This is a genomic window from Comamonas sp. B-9 (assembly GCF_000410635.1).
Lineage (GTDB): Bacteria > Pseudomonadota > Gammaproteobacteria > Burkholderiales > Burkholderiaceae_C > Comamonas.
On sequence record NZ_KE148616.1, the window covers coordinates 1 to 340 of the forward strand.

The 340-nt window shown below is 70.9% G+C and carries 1 pseudogene; it reads left to right on the plus strand.

Annotation, left to right across the window (positions count from 1 at the left end):
• A pseudogene (locus H928_RS32460) lies at window positions 1–340 on the plus strand (sensor histidine kinase); the annotation flags it as partial.

Here is a 340-nt window from a genome sequence, read left to right on the forward strand (position 1 = left end):
GCCGCCGCGTGTCCGAGCAACTGCTGGCGCTGGCCCATGCCAGCCAGCCTGCCGCGCAGCTGGCGCGGGAGGGCGAGGTCTGCGACGCCAATGCGGTGGCGCGCGAGGTGGTGCTGGCCTACCTGCCGCTGGCGCTGGACAAGCAGCAGGACCTGGGCTGGATCGATGTGCGCGGCCAGGATTTTGAGGTCGATGCCGAAGGCGAGGCCGACCCGGGCGCCGCTATGGCCGCAGCAGTGCAGGCCCCCGCCACCGCCGTCTATGAGCTGCTGGCCAACCTGGTGCACAACGCGATTGCCTACACGCCAGCCCAGGGCCGCATCAATGTGTCGGTGCAGCG